Source organism: Luminiphilus sp. nBUS_07 (genome assembly GCF_051201685.1).
Classification (GTDB): domain Bacteria; phylum Pseudomonadota; class Gammaproteobacteria; order Pseudomonadales; family Halieaceae; genus Luminiphilus.
On the sequence record NZ_CP179213.1, the window covers coordinates 1,977,865 to 2,000,121 of the forward strand.

Here is a 22,257-nt window from a genome sequence, read left to right on the forward strand (position 1 = left end):
CCTCTGACAACTCGCATACTTCTAGAAAACACTATTTTACGAGGGAAAAATAATGCTCCATTTGGTCGGCAATAAAAATAACGAACATGAAAAGGTCGTCATGACAACGGACGCTGATAGCGGTCTGACCGCCATTATTGCCATTCACAACACTCAGCTGGGGCCGGCTGTTGGCGGCTGTCGCATGTTTCCTTACGCACAGGACGACGATGCACTGGAAGACGCCCTGAGGCTTTCTCGGGGAATGACCTATAAATCAGCACTGGCTGGACTACCTTTTGGCGGAGGAAAATCGGTAATTATCGGCGATCCGCGTCGTGACAAGACACCGGCCCTGCTTCGGGCAATGGGTGGATTTGTAAATTCCCTAGCCGGGCACTATTGCATTGCCGAGGACTCCGGCACTTCGCCGGCTGATATGCGAGTGATTGCCGAAACGACACCTCACGTCACTGGCATCGAAAAAACGTGCCGAGAGGACCCCTCCCCTGCCACCGCTCTTGGCGTTTTTTTAGGGCTTAAGGCTGGCGTCAAGCAAGCCTTTGGTCATGACACGCTCACGGGCCGGACCGTCGCTATTCAAGGCTTGGGACACGTGGGGTACCACCTGGCAGGATACCTATCAGCCGCTGGTGCCAAGGTCTTTGCCAGTGATATCAATGCTGAAAATTTACTTCGAGCAGAGAAGGACTTTGGCATTGAGCCGGTAGCTCCCGAGAAAATCTTGCATCATACCTGCGACATTTTGGCGCCTTGCGCTATGGGTGCAATACTCAACGAAGACAGCATTGCGAAACTACGAACTCAAGTAATCGCGGGCGCTGCCAATAATCAGCTTGCTACCGACGCAGACGATGATCGACTAAAAGCTCGCAATATTATTTATTGCCCCGACTTTGCTATTAATGCTGGGGGCATCGTTGATATTTATCAGCAGCAGCAGAACGCCAGTCAAGAAACTCGAGCTTTGGCGATTCAACGTATCGGGCAGAATGTTGCTGACATTCTTGAGCGCGCTCAGGGCATGAAGCTCGGCGCACAGCAAATAGCAGTTGCGGTCGCCGAGGAAAAACTCAATGCATGTTCTCAAAACGAACGAGTGTATCAATGGGCAGGCAATCCTTAGTCACTAGACGGCGGACCTGCCTGTGTGTCCTGCAACACAGGGCCTAACGCGCAGCTAGTCTATATCGTGATCCAAGCGTCAACATAAGCGCCATGGAAGGAACGGCCTAGGTCGCGATGCGGGCAAGCACATAGCCCAGCACGGCCATTTGCGCTAATGCAGCTAGAACTGACAAACCATGCAATAGGTTAAAGCGACGTCGATTTTTGTTATCGCTGGCGGAATTAATGGCGGGCATCAGCAACTGACGCAGAGGCATGGTGGTCAGCGCAACCGTTATCGTAAGCCAGGCCGACAAAGGGTCTACAAACCATAAAGGCACCGCGGCGATAAGCGCGACAGCGATACACCAAACATAAAAAACCGGGAAAGCTTTTCTAAGAATAGAGCCCGCGTCTTCTGCAGGAAGAGTCTTAAAAAGAAAGGCGGCAAAACCAAAAGAGTAGAGGACCATCCCTCCGAACACTATGGCAGTCAGTAATACGGCAGCAGTCGTCAGCACAAAATAAACCCTCAATCGAGTCAGTTGTACGATTTGGCGCTGGAATTAGCTCACCGAACAACCGTCCGTGGGTTCGATGACACCTGAAAACTGAATCGCTATGTAGATTTAAGGAGGGGAAAACGTGGGGTGGCTGACGGGGATCGAACCCGCGACAACCGGAGTCACAGTCCGGCGCTCTACCAACTGAGCTACAGCCACCATAGAAATGGTCGGAGAGGAGGGATTCGAACCCCCGACATCCTGCTCCCAAAGCAGGCGCGCTACCAGGCTGCGCTACACTCCGAAGTCGTGTGATTCACCAATAATACACTACCGCCGACTGGCTGGAAGTGTCTCGATGAGTGACCGACGGCGCGAAGGATACTGATTTGACCGAAGGCGGTCAATTAGCGACTTACATCCTTGTTATTACCGGGCTATTTCTGGGAGACTTGCCCTCGTTTTCAAATCTCGTCAATGGGGAAAAAAATGACTGCACTCGTACTCGATGGCAAGCATGTTGCGAAATTAACCGAAGAAGCTCTGCGAATTCGTGTGGAAGGACTCAAAGAGCGATCAGGGGGGCGGATCCCCGTGCTGGCTACCGTCTTGGTGGGCGATGATCCTGCTTCTGCGACCTACGTAAAGATGAAGGGCAACGCCTGCCGTCGCATTGGCATGGAGTCTATGGCCATTGAGCTGCCCTCGACCCTAAAAACTAATGACTTACTGCACGAGCTTGAGACCCTCAATAACAACCCGGATGTTCACGGCATCCTCCTGCAACACCCGGTTCCCAGCCAAATCGATGAACGCGCCGCCTTCGATATGATTGATCTGTCAAAAGACGTTGATGGTGTGACCTGCCTCGGCTTCGGTCGAATGGCTATGGGCGAGGATGCCTATGGATGCGCGACGCCTCAAGGCATCATGCGTTTGCTGGGCCATTACGAAATACCACTCGAAGGGAAACACGCAGTGGTTATCGGTCGCAGCCCCATTTTAGGCAAGCCCATGGCCATGATGCTTTTGCAGGCCAATGCCACAGTCACAATTTGCCACTCGCGCACCCAAAATCTCGCTGATCATGTCCGCCAGGCCGACATCATCGTCGGGGCGGTAGGTAGGCCCGAATTTATTCGAGCAGACTGGGTAAAAGACGGCGCTGTGGTCGTCGATGCCGGTTACCACCCAGGGGGGTTGGCGATATTGAATTAACACCCCTTTTGGACCGTGTCGCCGCCTACACCCCGGTGCCCGGCGGCGTAGGGCCCATGACCATTAATACACTCATCCAACAGACCGTTCTTTCAGGTGAAAAAGCACTGGGCTGAACCTGTTATTTGCACACCACTGAAACCTCCTCGCGCTGCCGCCTTGGACAGGCAGCTGCCGTGGAGCTTCCAATACCGACATCGAGGCACGCTGGATCCCTAGACGCTGCCGCGACCGCTGCACCAGCACCAAACCTCACCCCCTCTCCTGGAGAATGGCCGTATCTTGTCCCTTAAATAGCGAAGCCTTGACCAACTCTTGCTAGCAGCATGGCCTCGATTGGCCTAAGGTAGTTAAAAGAGTGAGAGTAACCACCATGCTCAACCCCAGACATTGGCCCAAGCGCACTCATATCGTAGGGCTGTCTTTCTTAGCCGTGTTTATCTGCTACATAGATCGCGTCAACATCTCCGTTGCCATTATTCCAATGGCCGCGGATCTTGGCTGGGGGATGCAACAGCAGGGTTTGGTGTTGTCGTCTTTCTTTGTGGGTTACGTTTTGCTTCAGGTGGTAGGAGGCCGTTTAGCAGATCGCTACGGCGGTAAAGCTGTGCTCGGCATGGGAGTCATCCTGTGGTCGCTATTCACCATTCTGACGCCCCCAGCTGCCGCTTTGGGCTTCACGTTACTCATCCTCACCCGCATTGCCATGGGCATGGGTGAGGCGGTTACCTTTCCGGCTATCTACAGTACCTTTTCAAAATGGGTTCCACTGGCAGAACGCTCGCGAGCCGTAGGGTTCATTAACAGTGCAATACCTCTGGGCACTATATTCGCGTTGGTAACGACGCCTATCGTTGTTCAAATTTGGGGATGGCAGTGGGCGTTTTATTCCTTCGGCGCAACTGGCATCGTGTGGTTCTTTTTTTGGCAACGGATGGTCACCTCCACACCGCAACAGCATGCCGGGGTCACAGAAGAAGAACTGGCCTTAATTGTGGACAGAAGCGCAGCAGTAACAGACAGCGAGAAACCCGCTGTCCCCTGGCATCACTTCTTAAAATCGATGCCAGTCTGGGCCATTGTGGTGGCGCATTTTTGCAATAACTGGTCACTTTTTGTGCTCTTGTCTTGGATGCCCACCTATATCAACAAGGGTCTGGGTGTTGATTATGCCTCTGTAGGGCTCCTCGCGATTATTCCCTCAATCGGCTCCGTTTTTTTTCTCAATATCGCGGGCAATTTAGCCGATCGGTTGATCAAAAATGGAATGGCTGTCGGAAAGGTCCGCAAGCTTATGCAGACCATTGGTTTTGGTGGGCTGACAAGCGCCTTACTGATTGTGGGGCACCTCGATACCGTTTGGATGGCAATCGCGACGATGACAGTGGGCTCAGCCTTAGGTGCCTTTGTGACTGGCGGATTTGCCGTTAATCATATGGATGTCGCGCCGCGGCATGCCGGCACCCTAATGGGCATTACCAATACTGCGGGCGCCGTCCCGGGTATTATCGGCGTGTTCGTCACAGGATTGATTCTAGAGGTCACAGGATCTTGGGTTATCGTTTTCTCCCTAGCGGGAGGCGTCACGCTGTTTGGGCTAATTTTCTACCTCGCATTTTCCAGCGGCAAAAAGCTATTTGATTAACAACGCAGCCGACCAACGCTGTGATGAATGCAGCTTGCAGGCTCAGAGCAATACGTCGTGCCACTATGGCATGGTCAGGTGCGGCGCCATGTCGTTCCCCCAGCGCCGTCCTCAAGCTCAATTCCCGCCGCTTGCAACTCGTCACGAACCGCGTCTGCCGCGGCAAAATCTTTTCGAAGCCTAGCTTCGATCCTAGCAGCGATGCGCTGCTCAATTTCATCCGATGTCAGACCGGTATTGGAGGCAGACTCAGTGAACCATTGCTCAGGGTCATTATCTAGCAACCCCATGATACGTCCCATCGCTAACAGTTCGCCTTTACGAGTCGCTGCCACCTCTGCGTCTGCCTTGTTCAAGGCCTTACAGGTTGAGTGCAACGCAGCAATTGCTTTCGGGGTATTCAGGTCATCTAGCAGCGCGGTGAATACAGCCGTATCCTCGGGCCGGATATCCTCCGCTTCAATGTCAACCGTATTCCTCAGCGCTTGGTAAAAGCTGTTTAGAGCAATTTTGGCGTTATCTAAGAGCTCTCCTGAGAAATTAAGCGGTGACCTGTAATGCGTGGAAAGCAAGGCAAAGCGCAGCACCTCACCCGGGTAAAGGGTCAGTAATTCACGAACCGTGCGGACATTACCCAGTGATTTGGACATTTTTTCACCGTCCATATCCACATAGGCGTTGTGCAGCCAATACCGTACAAAGTCGCTTCCATAACCGCAACAGCTTTGCGCTCGCTCATTTTCATGATGTGGAAAAATAAGGTCACGCCCTCCCCCATGAATATCGATTGCATCACCAAGGTGCGCACGAATCATGGCAGAGCATTCTAGGTGCCAACCCGGACGCCCCCAACCCCAGGGACTCTCCCAGCCTGGCTCCCCCTGTGACGAGGGTTTCCAAAGCACAAAATCACCGGGACTACGCTTATAGTCTGCGACCTCCACTCTCGCCCCGGCAAGCATATCGTCAAGGTTGCGACCACTCAGCGCTCCGTAACTGGGCATGGAAGTCACGTCAAATAGAACGTGACCGTCAGCCGCATAGGCGTGCCCGCGCTCAACAAGCTGCGTTATTAAGTCCAGCATGGGGACAATATTTTCTGTAGCACGAGGCTCCAGATCCGGAGAAAGGGTGTTGAGCTGAGCCATGTCTTCCCGATACTTATCGGTGAATTCTTGGGTCACCACCTCAATACCCTCGTCACGTTCCCGGGCGGCAGCAATAATTTTGTCGTCAATGTCGGTGATGTTCCGCGCGTATATCACCTTTGGATACATAGCCCGCAGCACACGGTAGAGCATGTCAAAAGCCACTACGGGACGGGCGTTGCCGATATGCGCGAGGTTGTAAACCGTAGGCCCACACACATAGAGCGTCACCCGCTCGGCATCACGGGGCTCGAAAACCTCTTTTTGCCCTGTGAAGGTATTCGTCAGATACAACTCAGCCATGAGAATTACTCCAAGTATCTCTCAGACCTATCGTCATATTGAATACCGGGTTTTCGTGGGTGTGATCGTACCTATCAGCCACAAAATAACCCTCCCGCTCAAACTGATAGACAGCTTCCTGAGCAGCCGTTGCCAGTGAAGGCTCAACCACAGCACGTTCAAGTCGAACCAAAGACTTGGGATTAAGCACCGCCATCATGTCCTCAGCTTTGCCGGGATTTGGGTCGGTGAACAAACGATCGTAACAGCGAATTTCAACGTTGAGGCCCTCTGTCGCCGACACCCAGTGAATAACGCCTTTGGCTTTAATGCCATCAGGAGGATCTTCCCCCAGAGTTCCCTCAACAACTCGGGCGTATACGTGAGAAACCTCCCCTGCGCTATCGTGGTCACAACGGTCAGCTTCGATGACATATCCACCCCGCAGCCTGACGCGTTTACCTATTACAAGTCGCTTATATTTTTTATTGGCCTCCTCACGGAAATCTTCGGCGTCAATGTATAACTCGGAAGTGAACGGCACAGATCTAGCGCCCATCGACTCATCTCCCGGATGATTCGCCACCATCAAAACTTCAGGTTCCGTTCGATTGGTAATGGTCAAGGGAAGCGGATTGAGCACGGCCATAGCTCTGGGAGCTTCTACGTTTAACTGGTTTCTTACCGCACTTTCCAGCATAGCGACATCAACAACACTGTCAGAGCGTGAGGTTCCCACTTCCTCACAAAAATGCCGGATTGCGGCAGGGGGATAACCCCGCCGCCGTAAACCCGCGAGCGTTGGCATTCTTGGGTCGTCCCAGCCCGCAACCGCCTCGGAGTCGACCAGTTGCTTGAGCTTTCGCTTGCTGGTCATTGTGTAGCTGGTGTTGAGTCGGGCAAACTCAAACTGTCGGGGGCGTGTGGGAACGGGTAAATGCTCGATGAACCAATCGTAAAGCGGCCGGTGATCTTCAAATTCCAGCGTGCAGATTGAGTGCGTCACCCCTTCAATGGCGTCTTCTTGTCCATGTGCGAAATCGTAGGTTGGGTAAATTGGCCAAGCATCTCCGGTTTGATGATGGTGGGCCTTGCGAATTCGGTACAAAATGGGATCTCTTAAATTAATATTCGGCGAGGCCATATCGATTTTCGCGCGCAGGACACGGCTGCCATCGGGATACTCTCCCGCTCGCATCCGCTCAAATAAGTCACGATTGACCTCTTTATCGCGCGTTCTATGAGGGCTGTCTCGACCAGCCTCGGTCAAACTACCGCGATACTCACGGGCCTCATCAGCTGATAAATCACAGACATAAGCCAAGCCTTCGTCAATGAGGTACAACGCCCAGTCATACAGTTGCTGAAAATACGCCGAGGCGTAGCGGACCTCACCGCTCCATTGATAACCCAACCAACGCACATCTTCTTGGATTGCGTCGATAAAAATCTGACTTTCCTTTTCGGGGTTTGTGTCATCAAAACGCAAGTGGCATTGACCCCCAAACTGTTTTGCAAGCTCAAAGTTGACGGTGATCGACTTCGCATGGCCCAAATGAAGAAAGCCATTGGGCTCAGGGGGAAAGCGGGTTACCAGCTGACGAGTCCCTCCTGCATCGAGATCGGACTGAATCTGGGTCTTTAGAAAGTTACTTCGGGCGTCGGTACTCATGGGTGGCCTCTAAATGGACGGCGCATGATACCAAGGCCCGGCGCATATCGCAGAAGATTTAGCGGCTTTGGGCGCAGTAACGTGAAATTTCAAGGCTATTTTCTGTGGCCAGTCTGTCACAGGCCGTAAATTAGCAAGCGCTAACGTGTCGCACCTGTGATCTAAACCGTGTAGCATGCGCGCCTTCGATATACCGGCCCGGAGTCACCATGTCAGACACAGTCATTGAAATGAAAACCACTTTTGGCGTCATCACTCTAGAACTTGATGCCGAGAAAGCGCCAAAAACGGTTGAAAACTTTGTTCGCTATGCGACCGAAGGGTTCTACGATGGCACAATTTTCCACCGGGTGATTGATAACTTCATGATTCAGGGCGGCGGATTTGATGCCGACATGCAGCAAAAAGAAACTGCGGAACCCGTCGAAAACGAAGCCGACAATGGTCTCAAAAATGATCGTGGCACCATCGCCATGGCGCGCACAATGGATCCCCATTCAGCCACAGCACAGTTTTTCTTAAACGTAAAAGATAACGACTTCCTGAATCACAGCGGTAAAAACATGCAGGGCTGGGGTTACACTGTGTTTGGCAAAGTCACCGCTGGCGATGATGTGCTGGATAAAATCCGGACTGTAGAAACTGGTAACAAGTCGGGCCATCAAGACGTTCCCAAGGACAGCATTGTGATCGAATCCGTTACGGTCACCGCCGCCTGAGCCATGGCTACCACGCTGTTTATCAGCGACCTTCACCTCAGCGACGAGACGCCGGAAATTGAGGCGGGGCTATACGCACTGCTCGACCGAGAGCAGGGAATGGAACGCCTCTTTATTCTCGGTGACTTCTTTGAATACTGGATTGGTGATGACGACGACACCCCACTCCACCAAAGGGTCATCGCCAGATTAAGGGCCGTGAGCGATTCGGGATCCGCCGTGTTCGTTGTCAGGGGCAATCGTGACCTCGCCTTGGGCAATGTATTTGCAGAACAAATCGGCGGGGAATTGCTGGGGGACACCACCGTAATTGACGTCAACGGCAAACCCACGCTGATTCTCCATGGCGACACGCTGTGTACCGATGACGTTGAGTATCAAAAAATGCGTACAATCCTGCACGACCCCGCGTGGCAGGCCGAGATGTTACAGCGCCCTTTGGCCCAGCGACGTGAGTTTGCTCAAGGGCTGCGCGCAGCCAGCAAAGCAAAAGCTGAAAACGACCCTGACAACATTATCGATGCTAACGATCATGCCATTGAGGCAGCGTTCATGGAGCACGACGTAGAACTGATGATTCACGGCCACACCCATCGGCCTAAGCGCCACAGGACCAACGCTGGAGATCGCCTAGTGCTGGGCGACTGGTCCAGCAGCGAAAGCTGGATTATCCGGGCTGATGGTAATGATTGTCACCTGGAGCACTACAGCTACTGACCCAACCACCTTGACGATCTCGCGCCCCCAGCTAAGCCGCAATAGGCACTCCGCTATGAAAGCGGAGCTCTTGATCTTCGCCTTCAATCAACTCTTTTTCGCAGCTGCGAAGCACACCTAAACGCTCTTCAACTTCATCACTGCTGGCGATTGACTTTGCCAAAGTGAGATAGTCTAAAAAGTGTCGCGACTCGCTTTTGAGCAATGAAAAATAAAATTTCGACAACTCGGCATCGAGATGAGGTGCCAAGGCAGCAAACCGCTCACAAGATCTAGCTTCGATAAGCGCACCCAAAAGTAACGTATCAACCAGTCTGCCCGGGTCTCGCTTTCTCACAAGTGCGTGCAGGCTTCCGGCGTAGCGTGAAGCGCTCACAAAACTGTAGGCTATGTGACGCTTCCTCATAAGCCCTAGAACTTGCTCAAAATGGCGCAATTCCTCCCTCGCTAAGCGCGACATTTTATTCATGAGCTCAGGCTGATCCGTGTGTCGATGCAGTAAGCTCATCGCCGTTGCGGCCGCTTTTTTTTCACAATTAGCGTGATCGATTAATAGCAGCGACTGCTCTTTTAAGGCAGCGTTAATCCAGCCTTCTGGAGTGGAACACGGCAGAAACGCAAGTAAAGGTGCTAAATCTGGTGATGCGGTCAAGGGTTCATCCACTTTCAAATAAATCGGGTGTGGCAAGGTAACGCTGGTGATGGGCATCAGACAAGGACCAAAACTCCTGATCGACCAACTCCCTCAGCGCAGTCAACGTACTGTCGCGCCAAGCCAGATGCACCGAGAACCCGAAGGTTTCAGGCTCTTGAATTTGGCTCGCGCCAGCCTTCAGTAAAGCAAATAAACCACAGTACTGGTCGTGGGCAGGGTTGAAGCGAATCTGCTGGGTTTGCAATTGCCAGCGCAGTAGACCCGGATCAGTGACCACAAACTTGTTTTGCATGCAGAGACTCAAAAAATTCGCCAGTCGCTCGTCGACGATCGCTTTTTCCACCTCGGTATAAGCGTTCCAATCAATGACCTCATGGCTGAATCGTTTACAGCCTCGGCAAACTGCGTCGCCGATGCCGGTGGAACATACCCCAATACAAGGTGTTCTCACTCTTGGGGTGCCAGAAATTGAAGATTTTGGGTTTGAAGAACGCGTCATACCTGAAGTCTAGGGTATGGATTGCATGAATGCACAGGATCATCACTTACGAATGTCATGATTTCCGGTCACAAGCTATACTACGCCCCGAAAATCATCTCACGCCCAAAGGAGTACAACCGTGCTGGAAGCCTATCGCGCCCATGTTGAAGAGCGCGCCCAACAAAATATCCCCGCAAAACCGCTCAGCGCAAGCCAAGTTGCTGATCTAATTGAGCTGCTTAAGAATCCACCTGCGGGAGAAGCCGACTTCTTATTAGAGCTTCTAGCTACTCGAGTTCCACCCGGTGTTGACGAAGCGGCCTACGTAAAAGCAGGCTTTTTATCTGCGGTCGCCAAAGGCGAGACCCCCTGCTCTCTTATTGATCCCGCACAGGCGGTCGAACTTTTGGGCAATATGCACGGCGGCTACAACATAGAAACACTCGTTGGGTTGCTAGAGGATTCCCAATTAGCCGTGGCCGCGGCAGAGCAGCTTAAGCACACGCTACTCATGTTTGAAGCTTTTCACGACGTCGAGGCACTGGCCACTAAGGGCAATACCCATGCGGCGGCTGTGATGCAAAGCTGGGCTGACGGTGAATGGTTTACCGATCGCGACCCCGTTCCAGAATCCACAAAAATGGTCGTGTTTAAGGTTACCGGAGAGACCAATACTGACGACCTGTCCCCTGCCCCCGATGCGTGGTCGCGCCCAGATATTCCGCTGCACGCCAACGCCATGTACAAAATGACTCGAGACGGTCTAGAACCGGACGAACACGGAATCACCGGACCTCTAGAGCAAATTAAGGCCATCAAAGCTAAAGCACTCCCCGTCGCCTTTGTTGGGGACGTTGTGGGAACTGGCTCATCTAGAAAATCAGCCACCAATTCAGTGCTTTGGTTTTTTGGCGACGATATGCCAGGAGTTCCGAACAAACGAGGCGGCGGTGTTTGCATCGGCGGTAAAGTGGCCCCCATTTTTTACAACACGATGGAAGATGCAGGAGCCCTAGTCTTTGAGGCCCCAGTGGACGACCTGCGCATGGGGGATGTCATTGAAGTACGCCCATATGATGGCAAAATACTCAATGAATCCGGTGACTTACTGTCCGAATTTGCACTAAAGTCTGAGGTTTTGCTAGATGAGGTTCGTGCGGGAGGCCGCATCAATCTAATCATAGGTCGCGGGCTAACAACTCGCGCACGTGAAGCCCTAGGACTGCCCGAGAGCAATCTTTTTCGAACCCCCGAGCAACCGACAGACACTGGCAAAGGCTTCACGCTTGCGCAGAAAATGGTGGGACGGGCTTGCGGTATGACGGGCGTAAGGCCTGGCACCTACTGCGAACCTCGAATGACGACCGTAGGGTCGCAGGACACTACGGGTCCTATGACCCGCGATGAGCTCAAAGATCTAGCGTGTCTGGGCTTCTCGGCTGACCTTACTATGCAGTCGTTCTGCCATACGGCCGCCTATCCAAAGCCCGTCGATATTTCAACGCAACATACCCTCCCCGACTTCATCAAAACCCGGGGCGGCGTGTCATTAAGACCCGGAGACGGCATTATTCACAGCTGGCTTAATCGCATGCTACTACCCGATACCGTGGGAACTGGAGGTGACTCTCACACCCGATTCCCAATGGGCATTTCATTCCCTGCAGGTTCCGGCCTCGTCGCGTTCGCAGCCGCAACCGGCGTCATGCCTCTCGATATGCCAGAGTCCATACTGGTTCGCTTCAAAGGCAAGATGCAACCAGGAATTACGTTGCGAGACTTGGTGCATGCCATTCCCTACTACGCCATCCAAAAGGGGCTTTTGACCGTCGAGAAAAAGGGCAAAAAGAACATTTTTTCTGGCCAAATACTTGAGATCGAGGGCCTCGAGGACCTCACTGTAGAACAGGCCTTTGAGCTGTCTGACGCCTCTGCCGAGCGCTCTGCCGCCGGCTGCACTATTAAGTTGGGCGAAGACACCATCGCCGAGTATTTGCGCTCGAACATTGTGCTTCTACGCTCAATGATTGCCGAAGGTTATGGCGACGCAAGAACTCTAGAGCGGCGAGCACGAAAAATGGAAGAGTGGCTGGCACAGCCCGAACTTCTGTCTGCTGATAGTGATGCTGAGTATCTCGAAATCATCGAAATCGACCTCGCTGAGGTTAACGAACCTATCGTCTGTGCCCCCAATGACCCTGATGATGCTCGAAAACTGTCTGAGGTCGCTGGCGATGAAGTCAACGAGGTCTTTATTGGTAGCTGCATGACAAACATCGGCCATTTTCGGGCGGCGGGCAAACTCCTTGAGGCCCATGGCAAACCCGTAAACACCCGCATGTGGATATGCCCACCAACACGCATGGACGAACAGCTGCTCATGGAAGAAGGCTACTTCTCGATCTTTGGCAAAGCCGGCGCCAGGACAGAAATGCCGGGTTGCTCACTTTGCATGGGTAACCAAGCGCGAGTTGAACCGGGCAGCACCGTGCTTTCGACATCGACTCGGAACTTTCCCAACCGATTGGGCGATGGTTCCAACGTTTACCTGACCTCTGCAGAATTAGCCGCCGTTGGGGCGTTGTTGGGAAGGTTGCCCAGCCCGGCTGAGTACCTAGAGTTCGCGACCAAAATCGACTCTATGGCGGATGAAATTTATCGCTACATGAATTTCGACCGTGTTGTGGAATTTCAGCAACGTGCAGAAGAAGGCGGGCGTATCGCTGCAGTACAAATCGACGAGGTTGCCTGATCCGCATTCCTGCTAGGTGGACTGGTAGAGGCTATGGACAGTCTGGGGGGGGCTCCCCCTCAGCACCGAGCGTCCCAAACGGCGGCGCGGCACGGTCAAGCGCCTCTATGAGTTCATTGAGCAGGTCATAAAGCCCACTCAGATTCTCAGCGCCATATTGTGACTCGATATATTGATAACGCGCTTCCGATTCAGGCGCGATTTCTGCAATCAACTCGCGCCCCAATGACGTAATTGAGACTAGGGAACGGCGGCTATCCCGATCGCAAGGTTGGCGCTGCAGGATCTTTCGCCCCTCCAGATTTTGAACAATGCGACTCACACTGGGGCGCAATAACGAGCAAGCTGACGCCAGTTCACTCACATCGAGGGACTCACTTTCAGCGAGAGCGCGCATGACCCGCCACTGCTGAGTCGATAGGTCGTGGGCACGCAAATGCGGAATAAAGGTTCTGAGCACAGCCTCGTGCGCTTTTAACAGGGTCATAGGTAACGACTGGTCGAAGCGCCGCATATTGTTGGCTGCGACTGTCTTTGCAGCCGCTGGTGCGACCGACCTTGGTCTCTGTCTCTGGGTCATGAGCCTGTTCGCCGTTTAAAATTGAATAATCATATCAAGTTTGATCCGTTAAATTTGGCCTTTGTGGTTTTGCTCACTATGCGATGGGCCGCAACCAGCCTTTTCATCGACTTCAGCCTTGGCACCACAAACTGTCAACCTTATGGCCGATAATGGCAATTAAATCTGGGCCCAATCTTCTAGGCTCAAATGGGTTTATTGAGAGCAACATTTATGTCGAAGGATAATCCACAAAACGGTCGCTCACCGAAATCGCACTCCAGAGCGATTGACCTTATCGCTGCGTTGGCCTCCGGCGAACTCTCTGCAGTGTCGCTCATGCAGAGTACTTATGAGCGGATCGCGCAGGAGAACCGAGACATCAATGCCATATGTACATTGGTTCCTATCGAGCAAAGCCTAGAGGCAGCGCAGCGCGTTGATAAGGCGAGGCAGCAGGGGCAGATACTACCAAAGCTCGCCGGACTCCCACTGGCGATCAAAGACCTTGCGGACACCAAAGACCTCCTAACCACTCAAGGATCTCCCATTCACTCGGAGCACATACCCAAAACTGACAGTTTATTCGTATCAAGGCTCCGAGAATCTGGAGCTATCGTGATTGGCAAAACCAACACGCCGGAATTTGGCGCTGGATCACACACCTTTAATCCGCTGTTCGGCGTCACCCGAAACCCTTATGACCCGCTGAAAACTGCCGGCGGCAGTTCTGGGGGCGCAGCTGCAGCCCTTGCCACAGGTATGGTGGCTCTTGCCGATGGCTCTGATATGGGCGGCTCACTGCGTAATCCAGCGGCGTTTTGTAACGTTGTAGGTCTACGGCCCAGCATGGGGCGGGTACCCACCCTTCCGAAAGCAAAAGAGACCTTCAGCCGGATGGCAGTGGAAGGCCCAATGGCAAGAACTGTCGAAGATTGCGCACTGATGCTTCAAGCTATGGCGGGCGCCGATCCGCGTGATCCTCGCTCATTAGATATCGCCAAACTAAACCCAACTCCAGCTTTGAGCGAGCAGCCAAAGACCCTGCGCTTAGGCTGGGCACCAAAACCAGCCGGCCTTCCTGTTGAGGCCCCGGTATCCTCTGTTCTCAGTGCCGCCCTGTCGGACATGCAACATCTCTATCCCGCCATTGAAGAAATAGACCTCTTTGAGTTGCAAGACGCTATGGCCGTATTTACCGTGTTGAGGGCTGCTGCCTTTGCTGAGGGACTGGCAGATGTCTACCATTCTGACCGGGATAAAATGAAAAAAACCGTTATCGACAATATTAAACTAGGCTTGGATCTGACCAGCGATGTTCTTAACAGCGCGGAAAAACAACGGCTTAATCTCCACAAGGCGCTGATGTCAGTATTTGATCGCTTTGATTATCTGCTATTACCCGTAACACAGGTCATGCCTTTTCCTATTGAGGTCGAGTTTCCTACATCGGTTAATAACGAGGCGATGACAAGCTATATTGATTGGATGTCGAGTTGCTGCATATTGAGCCCTTTTGATGTTCCCTGCCTATCGATACCTGCCGGCTTCGATGCTGACGGCCTCCCCGTAGGCTTACAAATTGTCGGCAAGCCTGGAGACGATTGGGGCGTCATGCGACTCGCCTACGCCTTTCAGGAGCACACCGGTCACTGGCAGAAAGCGCCGCCTACCTTTGAGGAACGCGCTCATGAAAGGGTTTGAACGCTTTCAAGAATTCATCGAGGCCAAGCTGCCTGATCCCTTAACATTTGCTTTGACCTTAACGGCCCTAATGGCCTTTCTCGCGTTGACCTTAACCCCTACCGAGCCTCCGGAACTGCTCATGCTATGGGGTGATTCATTGAGCTCTCTGCTCACTTTCACCATGCAAATTGGCCTGACTATTATCTTGGCTTATGTGCTCTCACAAACGCCGCTCATGCAAAGTGGACTGCGGCGCCTAGCAGCCTTGGCAAGAACCCCCACGCAGGCTTACGTGCTCGTCATTCTTACCGCCGCTACGTTTTATCTGATCTCCTGGCCTCTCGGGCCCATTAGCGGGGCGTTGGTGGCAAGAGAAATTGCGAAAGACGCGGTCGCGCGAAACAATCCGGTACATTTTCCTCTCATGGCAGTCGGCGCCTTGAGTGGTTATGCCGTGTGGGAAATGGGTTATTCGTCGTCTATTGCCCTCGCTGTGGCCACTGAGGGGAACCCCACGCACGACATTATTGGTCGACTGATTCCCATTCAGGAAACGTTGTTAACGCATTGGAACCTCTTGTCGATAGCCACCACCCTCGCCGTCATTATCGCGACTGTCCTAGCCCTGCACCGACAATTTGACCTTAAAAAACCCTACATACCCGAAGATCTTGTCACACCCCTAGAAAGGCTCCCCGAGGTGGCACCTGATTTAAAACCGCCACAAGGGCGCAGGCATTGGTCACTGCTAACGGGGCTGTTACTCGTGGCTTATGTGGTGGGATGGTTTGCTCAGCAAGGACTGGCACTGGAATTAAATATAGTCAATTGGACTTTTATGGCCCTAGGGCTTCTTCTTGTGCGATCGCTATCCCATTACAGTGTTTTGTTTGCCGACGGCGCCCAGGTCGCAGCACCCACATTACTGCAATATCCCTTGTATGCCGGCATCATGGGAATGGCCATCCAAAGTGGCCTAGCCCAGCAATTTACTCAGGGACTGATTGGCGTTGCCACGCACACAACGCTACCAGTTATTGCTTTTCTCTCTGCGGGACTGATCAATATTTTTATTCCATCAGGGGGCGCGCAATGGGCGCTGCAAGGGCCCGCATTTATTGAAGCCGCTAAGCTACTGGAGGTTGATCTTGGGTTGATTGCCATGTCAGTCGCCTACGGAGACCAGTGGACCAACCTTATCCAGCCCTTCGTTGCGATACCCTTGCTTGCCCTGACTGGATTGCGCCTGAAACACATATTTGGCTTGGCCTTGGTACTGTGTGCTGCTACCAGCTTGCCCTTAATAACGGGCCTCCTGATCGGCAACCTACAAGGTTAAATATTAAAACGGCCCCACAGAGCATCTAAAACTGCCCACAAAAAGATCGCCCCAAAAACACCGGTGAATAGCTTTTGCTTACCGGACATTGAGCGACCTAGAAGGACGCCTTGTCTGTCAGGTACGCCCTTAAGACCCAACGACGTGCAGAAATAACAACCCAGCCACTAGCAACGCTACCTAAGAGAGACTCATCACCAGTGGCTTTACCGCGTCAATAGCCAACTGCTGATGCGGTTGTAGGTCCTGCCCTCCCAAGCCAGCATGCAGCGGCAGAAAAGGATCTTCTGTTGCGGTTTTGTGACCGGACAAAGCTTCCAAAACGGCGAGCCCGAAAAAGGGGACCGTCCAACTGTTATAGCCGCCTTCATGGGTCATCAATATTCGGCCCTGACAGTTACGGTCAGCGGCAGCCAGAAGTTTTTCAGTGAGGCTCCGGTAGCCATCACTGTGCATTTGCATACGGCCCAAAGGGTCATAGGCGCCAGCATCGAAGCCGCTAGGCACAATGATCAACTCAGGTGCAAAAGCATCAAGGGCGGGAATGATAATCTGATCAAAGACGGCTTCATAAGCGCCGACACCTGAACCTGGGGGTAAAGGGATGTTGATGTTGTAACCTTCGCCCGGGCCCTCTCCCACTTCGTGAACATGCCCTGAATCGGGCGGAAAACAATTATCTTGATGGACCGATATTGTCAGCGCCCGGGGATCATCATAAAACGCGCTTTGAGTACCGTTACCATGATGAACATCCCAGTCCACGTAGGCTATGCGGCTCAGACTCAAGGTTTCTAAGGCATGAAACCCAGCGATGGCTGCATTGCCAAAAATGCAGAAACCCATACCTTCACCCGCAATCGCATGATGACCTGGCGGCCTGACTAGGGCGTAGGCGTTATCGATCTCGCCCGCTATTAGCGCCTCCAATGCACTGAGCACCCCACCTGCAGACAGCATGGCGATTTCGTAACTTCCCCGACCTGCCGGTGTAAAAAAGCCCGCATCTCCGCCTGTATCGGCGCTGATCCGTTGGACATTGGCCAAATGCTCAGCTGTATGGAAACGAAGAATCTCTGCCTCCGTCGCAGAGCGCGGTTTAATGTGGGTAAGGACCTCATTCATACCTGCGACTTCAAGAAGATTACGAAACCGGCGTTTCGTCTCTGGATTTTCCGCATGGGTACCCGGCTGCACGGGATTGCCGTAGGGCATTGGTCCCGCATAATTACCCGTGTCATGCCACATATACAGTTCATGAGCGACTAATCCGGTTTTACGTATTGGTGACATGTTTTGATCCTAGTTCTGCTGTTTTAGGTTCCTGACCAAATGCTGGGTTTGCGGTGACGCAGGGGATTAGCGCGCTTCCCTGCCCCACCGCACTATGGCTTGCAAACACGGCAGATGCCAAACCTAAAATGTTTCTTCTGAAAAATGAACTCACTGCGGCGCAACGTAGACCTGACGGCCACGGAACCATGTTTGCAACGGCGCGGTATCGGAAATGGCCTCGATTGGAATTTCATGGATATCATGATTAAGCACGACAAAGTCTGCCGATTTTCCTACCGCTATCGAGCCAGCTTCACCCTCGATACCCAAAATAAGCGCAGGCTGAGTTGTCCACAAAACGATTGCCTCATCGAGCGAAACGCTCTGCGCTGACCAAAACGTAGCGTCAGCGCCATCAGTGGGGTGTTTACGTGTCACCAAAGACTCGATGGCTGGCCAAGGATTCATATCGGCAGCCGCAGCGGGCCAGTCTGACCCCCCATTTATCAATGCCCCAGAATCAAGAAGGTCCCGTGTCGGCCAATATTGCTCTCCCCTAGGGGAGCCCACAGCCTGCAACACGGATTCAATAATGGGCCTTGGATACCAAAGGTACGGGGAGAAATCGGCCACGGCATTGAGCGCACTAAAACGCGGGAGATCCAGAGGATCGATGTAACCCGCGTGGGCGAGAGAAATCGGCTGACCAGGTGAGCCATTAGCTTGTCTCGCGCCTTCAATAGCGTCTAACGCTACGCGCACTGCCCCATCCCCTGCAGTATGAATCTTGATGAGATACCCCGCTGCGTCGAAGCGTAGGACCGCACTCTTAAGTTCCTCAGTGTCGATCATTTGCATACCGAGGGTCTCTTCGGGGTGCTGCGCATCTGTGGTGTAAGGTGCCACCATGAGGGCTGAACGCGAGGCCGTGGGCACGCCATCGAGAAAAAACTTAATTGCCTTGGCCTTCAAGTTGTCTGATCCGAATTTAGCCGCACGTTCATCGAAAGTTGCAACAGTTTCTAGAGGTTGAGGCTCTCCACCATGACCATAGCTTTGCTGATATAACACGGCATGAATGTTTAGCTTCCCTGAGTCATCAGCCGCTTTGTAGGCACCCATAGCCATTTCAGGAACTCGCGCATCACCAAAGGCGGTAACACCATAACCGTTAGCAATGTCTGAAACCGCCGCAATCCCCGCAGCTTGTTGCTTGAGTGTATAAGGCGGAATGACCGCAGCTACGACATCAGCCGCCGCCTCAAGCAGGACACCGTTAGGAACGCCGTTCTTGTCACGAACATAAACGCCACCGGCAGGGTCCTTCACTGCAGCATTTAGCAGGATTCCTGCGAGCTGCATCGCCTTTGTGTTTGCCCAACCATGGTGCGCTGAATCATCGTTAAGAAATACGGGATGATCGCCACTGATTGCGTCTAAAAACTTTCGGGGGGTCGACACATCATTATCGACAAAGAAATTGCTGCTCCACTGGCCGCCGACAATCCACTCGGGGGCGTCGGGTGCCTGAGCACAGCTCTCAATCGTTTCGGCTAATTCTGTTGGTGACGCGTCAAAAGAGAAATTGCACATGTATAAGACTTTCTGGCCACCCATAGACGGATGCACGTGGGCATCAATTAACCCAGGAAATACGGCGGCACCCTCCGCATCGAACACCTCGGTGGCATCACCTGTTAATGGCAGCATCGCTTCGTTGTTGCCTACGGCCAAAAAACGGCCGTTTAATATCGCCAAAGCCTCGCTTACATGCTCGGAAGACCCGTCGACATAAACCCTCGCATTCATGAAAACGGTATCTGCGAGAGGCTGTTTGGGCACGTCTGCCGTCGAGAGATCATTAGGCGCATCCTCGCAACCCACCAATGCCAGCAAACAGCCAATCATTAACCAAAGCATTGCTCGTTTCATACTCTCTCTGCCCCACTAAGATCACCGTTTGATCAATAAAAAAGGGACCAAAAGGCCCCTCTCCCAACAAGTCACGCCATGCTTTACTGACCTATGAAATAGCTAAAGGTCACACCATAGGTCCTTGGCATGCCATAGGTTCGCACGTAAGGCCCGTTACCGCCGGTATAGGCAGATGGGTAGTAATCCTCGTCCGTAAGATTTCTGACCCAGGCCATCACACGCCAGTTACCACTGCTAGATCCAAGACCCACTCTGGCATTTGCCACACCGTATTCTTCAGTCGCATCTTCGGGCCGTGGACCACCCGTTGTTTTCCCGGTCTGATTGTAATCAGCCGATAAATCCAGCATGAGGCTGTTAGTGATTGGCATCTCGTAGCGCGCATAAAGGGTGTATGAAAAATCAGGTGTCATTGCTAACTCCTGACCCGATGCATCGTAGTAATTTATGTTGTTGGGGTAAGAGCTGGTGGCGCGATCAACGGCCTGCCACTTTTTAACCTCGGATTCCAACCAAGCCCCGTTCGCTGCCAAGGTAAGGCCCTCTGTGGGCTGCCAAGTAAACTCGATCTCAGCGCCATAAATTTCGGATTCATCCACGTTGGTAAGGCCTGAAATATTACCCACCAATGTGACCGCTGCATCTTGCTCCTGCTTATCTTTGTAATCGTAGTAAAAGACAGCACCGTTAAACTGCATGGTGCCTCCGGCGAGCGTCGCCTTCGTGCCTATCTCATACGCCGTCAGCACCTCTTCTTCATAGGGTATGAGCTGTGTCGTTGTATTCGAGTTTGCACCATTGAAACCACCCGACTTAAAGCCGTTGGAAATGGAGCCATAAACAAGGAGGTCGTCTGATGGTGTCCAATCTAACCCTACCTTTCCTGTCGCGCGACCCGTATCGATCTCATCTGAGTAGGGATTGAACGACGGATCAAAGCCCCCAATATCGTTGATGGTGCCGCAGTCACCCGGACCCACCTCAAAAGGTGAGCCCGCAAGTCCAAACACATTATTGAGAAATAAACCCAGCGAGCCATCATCAGCGACATAAGTACATCCCGTCCAATCACGCTTCTCATTGGTGTAGCGAGCGCCTGCGATTAGCTTTAGCGCGTCGGTCAGCTCGTACTCAACGTGGCCAAAAACTGCAGTCGAAGTTGTTTCTTGTTCGTACTTGGTGTCGAGCTCCAGAATGGGATTGGGCGCAAACAAACCTACGCCAAAGGGAATGCTGCCATACCCATAAACCGAATCAGACATGAAATAGTGATAGTACTCATCCATGTCATCCTGAGAGTAATACAGCCCAACCACCCAATTTAATCGGTCACTTTCCCCAGCGAGCCTTAGTTCCTGGCTGAAGACCTGCAAATCGGTGGTGTTGATGTTGCTAGAGTCATTATAAAAACCGCCATCCCAGTCATTGCTTTCCTCGCGCTGGAAATCGCTATATCCGCTAATTGAAGTTAAGGTCGCGTCACCAATAGCCCAATCTAAGCGGAGCATTATATTGGTAGATTGATTGTCCCTTTGCGGACGCAGATCGAAGGTCTTGCCCGTCAGTGCACTAGTGTAGCTGTTGGTCCAACCCGCCTTAGTATTATCGTCGACTGAGTACCAAGGGGGCGTTTGCCCAAAGGTAGCGTTGCCCGGAATGACATATTGGTCGAGGGGCACATAGGGCGCTGTGAAGTCTCCGATTCCGATGAGGCTGCCCGGATAGGCTGTATTTGCCGTATTGTCAGATTGATCATCGACGTAGCTCACCATTAGTTTCGCGCTAAAGCTATCACTAAAGTCACTGACCAAGGTGCCACGAATTGCCATGACGTCATCCTCACCGAGCTTGTCATCGCCTACGGTATTTTCTTGCCAACCTTCTCCAGACTGCGCAATTCGCACAGCAACACGACCACGGGTTGAATCAGATAAGCTGCCACTCACGTAGCCTTCAAGATCTAGGGCTTCGTACCGGCCATAACTCGCTGTTACTCCCGCAGCGAACTCCTCGGTAGGTTCCTTGCCAATAAAGTTTATTTGGCCAGCCGTGGTGTTGCGGCCATACAGGTCTCCCTGAGGGCCTTTGAGTATCTCTACACGATCGGTGTCAAAAAGCAGGCCACGGGTCATTACTGTGTAGGGCATGGCGACCCCGTCAAAGTAAATGCCGACGGTCGATGAAGCTGCCGTCGAGTAATCTTGAAAGCCGACCCCACGAATTGTGTATAGCGGCACCCCTGTGGCTGCCGTCTCATTGACTGTAACGCCAGGGGTGTACATAGCGATATCTTCGGCGCTCAAAATCCCGAGTTCGCGAATCTGCTCACCGGTGAAGGTGGTGATTGCTATACCCACATCGTTGGCACCTTGCTCGCGCTTCTGGGCCGTGACTACAACTTCCTCTAGCTGGAGCGCCATGGCTGGCAAAGTAACAGACGCCACAGCAACGGCAGCAGCTAACGTTGCAATAGGACCACAGTAGTTTTGTCGACGATTGTTCATTGTGAACTCCCCTGAGTAGCTATTTCTTATTTTTTGACCGCAGCGCTCGCGCCACGACCC

Annotated in this window: 16 protein-coding genes, 2 tRNA genes and 1 pseudogene; 8 read left to right on the forward strand and 11 right to left on the reverse strand. The window is 52.7% G+C overall.

From position 1 onward, the window contains the following. Window positions 1-52 precede the first annotated feature (52 nt). A complete protein-coding gene (locus ACMAZB_RS08805; protein ID WP_435216569.1) occupies window positions 53-1,126 on the forward strand; it encodes a Glu/Leu/Phe/Val family dehydrogenase in 1,074 nt (357 codons plus the stop codon). 106 nt (window positions 1,127-1,232) lie between these two features. Here ACMAZB_RS08805 and ACMAZB_RS08810 read toward each other — a convergent pair whose 3' ends face one another. The 3 genes from ACMAZB_RS08810 to ACMAZB_RS08820 all read right to left on the reverse strand — a co-directional run bounded on the left by ACMAZB_RS08810 (window position 1,233) and on the right by ACMAZB_RS08820 (window position 1,914). Beyond that, a complete protein-coding gene (locus ACMAZB_RS08810) occupies window positions 1,233-1,628 on the reverse strand; it encodes a DUF4149 domain-containing protein (RefSeq protein ID WP_435216571.1) in 396 nt (131 codons plus the stop codon). A gap of 125 nt (window positions 1,629-1,753) precedes the next feature. Continuing rightward, window positions 1,754-1,829 (reverse strand) — tRNA-His (locus ACMAZB_RS08815). Window positions 1,830-1,837: 8 nt separating this feature from the next. Beyond that, a tRNA-Pro gene (locus ACMAZB_RS08820) sits at window positions 1,838-1,914 on the reverse strand. Between the two features lie 185 nt (window positions 1,915-2,099). Between ACMAZB_RS08820 and folD the strand changes: the two are divergent. After that, a pseudogene (gene folD, locus ACMAZB_RS08825) lies at window positions 2,100-2,944 on the forward strand (bifunctional methylenetetrahydrofolate dehydrogenase/methenyltetrahydrofolate cyclohydrolase FolD). Between the two features lie 257 nt (window positions 2,945-3,201). Further along, window positions 3,202-4,473 (forward strand): ACS family MFS transporter, encoded by a 1,272-nt coding sequence (locus ACMAZB_RS08830; RefSeq protein ID WP_435216573.1) that lies wholly within the window; start codon window positions 3,202-3,204, stop codon window positions 4,471-4,473. Between the two features lie 74 nt (window positions 4,474-4,547). On the opposite strand, the gene cysS is transcribed toward ACMAZB_RS08830, so the two are convergent. Together cysS and ACMAZB_RS08840 are read right to left on the reverse strand one after the other, a co-directional pair. Continuing rightward, a complete protein-coding gene (gene cysS / locus ACMAZB_RS08835) occupies window positions 4,548-5,924 on the reverse strand; it encodes a cysteine--tRNA ligase (RefSeq protein WP_435216575.1) in 1,377 nt (458 codons plus the stop codon). Further along, window positions 5,917-7,575 carry a glutamine--tRNA ligase/YqeY domain fusion protein gene (locus ACMAZB_RS08840; RefSeq protein ID WP_435216576.1) on the reverse strand — a complete coding sequence of 553 codons (1,659 nt, stop codon included), beginning with the start codon at window positions 7,573-7,575 and terminating at the stop codon, window positions 5,917-5,919. Before ACMAZB_RS08840 ends, cysS begins: the two co-directional genes overlap by 8 nt. 209 nt (window positions 7,576-7,784) lie before the next feature. Between ACMAZB_RS08840 and ACMAZB_RS08845 the strand changes: the two genes are divergently transcribed. Then, on the forward strand, window positions 7,785-8,294 hold the full coding sequence (locus ACMAZB_RS08845) for a peptidylprolyl isomerase (protein WP_435211074.1): 510 nt from the start codon (window positions 7,785-7,787) through the stop codon (window positions 8,292-8,294). A 3-nt stretch (window positions 8,295-8,297) separates the two neighbouring features. Continuing rightward, the gene (locus ACMAZB_RS08850; protein ID WP_435216578.1) at window positions 8,298-9,011 is read left to right on the forward strand and encodes a UDP-2,3-diacylglucosamine diphosphatase; all 714 of its coding nucleotides are present in this window, start codon (window positions 8,298-8,300) and stop codon (window positions 9,009-9,011) included. A gap of 31 nt (window positions 9,012-9,042) precedes the next feature. Here the strand turns inward: ACMAZB_RS08850 and ACMAZB_RS08855 are convergent, their stop codons facing one another. Together ACMAZB_RS08855 and ACMAZB_RS08860 are read right to left on the reverse strand one after the other, a co-directional pair. Then, entirely contained in the window at window positions 9,043-9,663 is a 621-nt protein-coding gene (locus tag ACMAZB_RS08855; protein ID WP_435216579.1) for a tRNA-(ms[2]io[6]A)-hydroxylase, read from the reverse strand. 4 nt (window positions 9,664-9,667) lie between these two features. Further along, window positions 9,668-10,165, reverse strand: coding sequence for a DUF1289 domain-containing protein (locus tag ACMAZB_RS08860; RefSeq protein WP_435211077.1), 498 nt, complete (start codon window positions 10,163-10,165; stop codon window positions 9,668-9,670). A gap of 121 nt (window positions 10,166-10,286) precedes the next feature. On the opposite strand from ACMAZB_RS08860, the gene acnB reads away from it, so the two are divergent. Beyond that, complete coding sequence (gene acnB, locus ACMAZB_RS08865; RefSeq protein WP_435211078.1) at window positions 10,287-12,899, forward strand: bifunctional aconitate hydratase 2/2-methylisocitrate dehydratase; 2,613 nt, start codon at window positions 10,287-10,289, stop codon at window positions 12,897-12,899. A gap of 31 nt (window positions 12,900-12,930) precedes the next feature. Here the strand turns inward: acnB and hpaR are convergent, their stop codons facing one another. Next, window positions 12,931-13,479, reverse strand: coding sequence for a homoprotocatechuate degradation operon regulator HpaR (gene hpaR, locus ACMAZB_RS08870; RefSeq protein ID WP_435211080.1), 549 nt, complete (start codon window positions 13,477-13,479; stop codon window positions 12,931-12,933). Window positions 13,480-13,692: 213 nt separating this feature from the next. Between hpaR and ACMAZB_RS08875 the strand changes: the two genes are divergently transcribed. Together ACMAZB_RS08875 and ACMAZB_RS08880 are read left to right on the forward strand one after the other, a co-directional pair. Then, complete coding sequence (locus ACMAZB_RS08875; RefSeq protein ID WP_435216581.1) at window positions 13,693-15,162, forward strand: amidase; 1,470 nt, start codon at window positions 13,693-13,695, stop codon at window positions 15,160-15,162. Beyond that, the gene (locus ACMAZB_RS08880) at window positions 15,149-16,483 is read left to right on the forward strand and encodes a TIGR00366 family protein (RefSeq protein ID WP_435216582.1); all 1,335 of its coding nucleotides are present in this window, start codon (window positions 15,149-15,151) and stop codon (window positions 16,481-16,483) included. The genes ACMAZB_RS08875 and ACMAZB_RS08880 overlap by 14 nt, the downstream gene beginning before the upstream one ends. Window positions 16,484-16,663: 180 nt before the next feature. Here the strand turns inward: ACMAZB_RS08880 and ACMAZB_RS08885 are convergent, their stop codons facing one another. The 3 genes from ACMAZB_RS08885 to ACMAZB_RS08895 form a co-directional block, all read right to left on the reverse strand. Further along, window positions 16,664-17,776: a class II histone deacetylase gene (locus ACMAZB_RS08885; RefSeq protein WP_435216584.1), complete on the reverse strand. Its 1,113-nt coding sequence runs from the start codon at window positions 17,774-17,776 to the stop codon at window positions 16,664-16,666. A 150-nt stretch (window positions 17,777-17,926) separates the two neighbouring features. Beyond that, complete coding sequence (locus ACMAZB_RS08890) at window positions 17,927-19,690, reverse strand: amidohydrolase (protein ID WP_435216586.1); 1,764 nt, start codon at window positions 19,688-19,690, stop codon at window positions 17,927-17,929. An 83-nt stretch (window positions 19,691-19,773) separates the two neighbouring features. After that, window positions 19,774-22,197 carry a TonB-dependent receptor gene (locus ACMAZB_RS08895; protein WP_435216588.1) on the reverse strand — a complete coding sequence of 808 codons (2,424 nt, stop codon included), beginning with the start codon at window positions 22,195-22,197 and terminating at the stop codon, window positions 19,774-19,776. Window positions 22,198-22,257 lie beyond the last annotated feature (60 nt).

Excerpts from the sequence above, each read along its gene's own strand:
- ACMAZB_RS08875 (WP_435216581.1), top strand. The coding sequence starts at position 13,693 with ATGTCGAAGGATAATCCACAAAACGGTCGCTCACCGAAATCGCACTCC.
- ACMAZB_RS08840 (WP_435216576.1), bottom strand. The coding sequence starts at position 7,575 with ATGAGTACCGACGCCCGAAGTAACTTTCTAAAGACCCAGATTCAGTCC.
- ACMAZB_RS08890 (WP_435216586.1), bottom strand. The coding sequence starts at position 19,690 with ATGAAACGAGCAATGCTTTGGTTAATGATTGGCTGTTTGCTGGCATTG.
- ACMAZB_RS08805 (WP_435216569.1), top strand. The coding sequence starts at position 53 with ATGCTCCATTTGGTCGGCAATAAAAATAACGAACATGAAAAGGTCGTC.
- ACMAZB_RS08845 (WP_435211074.1), top strand. The coding sequence starts at position 7,785 with ATGTCAGACACAGTCATTGAAATGAAAACCACTTTTGGCGTCATCACT.
- cysS (WP_435216575.1), bottom strand. The coding sequence starts at position 5,924 with ATGGCTGAGTTGTATCTGACGAATACCTTCACAGGGCAAAAAGAGGTT.
- hpaR (WP_435211080.1), bottom strand. The coding sequence starts at position 13,479 with ATGACCCAGAGACAGAGACCAAGGTCGGTCGCACCAGCGGCTGCAAAG.
- ACMAZB_RS08860 (WP_435211077.1), bottom strand. The coding sequence starts at position 10,165 with ATGACGCGTTCTTCAAACCCAAAATCTTCAATTTCTGGCACCCCAAGA.
- ACMAZB_RS08830 (WP_435216573.1), top strand. The coding sequence starts at position 3,202 with ATGCTCAACCCCAGACATTGGCCCAAGCGCACTCATATCGTAGGGCTG.
- ACMAZB_RS08880 (WP_435216582.1), top strand. The coding sequence starts at position 15,149 with ATGAAAGGGTTTGAACGCTTTCAAGAATTCATCGAGGCCAAGCTGCCT.
- ACMAZB_RS08895 (WP_435216588.1), bottom strand. The coding sequence starts at position 22,197 with ATGAACAATCGTCGACAAAACTACTGTGGTCCTATTGCAACGTTAGCT.
- ACMAZB_RS08885 (WP_435216584.1), bottom strand. The coding sequence starts at position 17,776 with ATGTCACCAATACGTAAAACCGGATTAGTCGCTCATGAACTGTATATG.
- ACMAZB_RS08850 (WP_435216578.1), top strand. The coding sequence starts at position 8,298 with ATGGCTACCACGCTGTTTATCAGCGACCTTCACCTCAGCGACGAGACG.